The sequence below is a fragment of the Acinetobacter pseudolwoffii genome, assembly GCF_002803605.1.
GTDB lineage: Bacteria > Pseudomonadota > Gammaproteobacteria > Pseudomonadales > Moraxellaceae > Acinetobacter > Acinetobacter pseudolwoffii.
Map to the genome: position 1 here is coordinate 1 of NZ_PHRG01000028.1, position 1,122 is coordinate 1,122.

Below are 1,122 nucleotides of genomic sequence, written 5' to 3' on the forward strand. Positions count from 1 at the left end.
ATAAAAAGCTGTTTAAACGCCTACACTTAAATCACGCCTATGGACAGTTGATTGCGCTGATTTTTGTGCCGATTACTATTTTGGCCTGTGTTGGCGCGATGCTGGTGTTGACTGAAACCTCGAATGCCGCACGTGCCCAGCAAAAGCAGATGGCAATTGCCATTATGACGCGTTTTCAAGGCACGTCTGAGTATGCACTGGATATTTTAAGCCTGTATCCCTGGATGTACCGACCATTGTAGCACGTGTGTAGCCCTGGTCGTAAGGGCCATGATGACTTGACGTCGTCCCCGCCTTCCTCCAGTTTGTCACTGGCAGTATCCTTAAAGTTCCCGGCTTAACCTAAAATATAAAAGAAGCTCTTATTAAAGTGGTGAAGGAAGTTCATTGTGTACATTCTGATATCGCGGATCAATTACCTCAGCTATATCAATTTACAAAACAGTTTAAAACTATAGTCTCCCTTAATTATGATTTAATTCTGTATTGGATTCTTATGTATGGGAATCGGGAAAGAGACGGTCATAAATTTAAAGATTGTTTTCAGGATGGCGGTATCTTTAGCAGTAGTTGGCAAGATATGCGTGAACCGATATATGATCAAAAAGAAGTAACTTTGAGTCTTTATCAACATGGTAGTTTATCTATTTTCAGAGATGCAAAAAATACCGAAACTAAAGTTCAAAGAGGGGATTTTGAGGGTTTGTTCATAAGGACTGTCAAAGCAGGGGAATGCAGTTTTTACGGCCTGTGGCTTATTATTTTCTATGGCGATCACTTGGCTCAATTGCACCGCAGCTTTACTCGGCCCCTGAATCAGCCACGATGAATGATCCTAAAATGAATGGTCAGACCTATGAATGGGATATCGTAGGTACTTCGGATAACTGGCGTCAAACCCATAACTTTAAACATCATACTTATACCAATATTAAAGGTATGGATGATGATATCGGTTATGGTCTATTGCGTCTGTTCCCGGAACAGCGCTGGAAACCGGGTTATTTACTACAACCAATTTATGCAGTGCCATTCTGTTTGCTGTTCCAGTGGGGTGTTGCGATTCAGAATCTTGAATTGGGTAAATACTTCAAAGGCCGTAAAAGCAAAGAGCAGACCAAA

At 41.4% G+C, this 1,122-nt stretch carries 3 pseudogenes; all 3 read left to right on the top strand.

From position 1 onward, the window contains the following. Positions 1 to 230, top strand: a pseudogene (locus CWI32_RS15015) (hypothetical protein); the annotation flags it as partial. A 143-nt stretch (positions 231 to 373) separates the two neighbouring features. Then, positions 374 to 634: pseudogene (locus CWI32_RS15450) on the top strand (DUF4917 family protein); the annotation flags it as partial. Positions 635 to 825: 191 nt separating this feature from the next. Then, positions 826 to 1,122, top strand: a pseudogene (locus tag CWI32_RS15025) (fatty acid desaturase family protein); the annotation flags it as partial.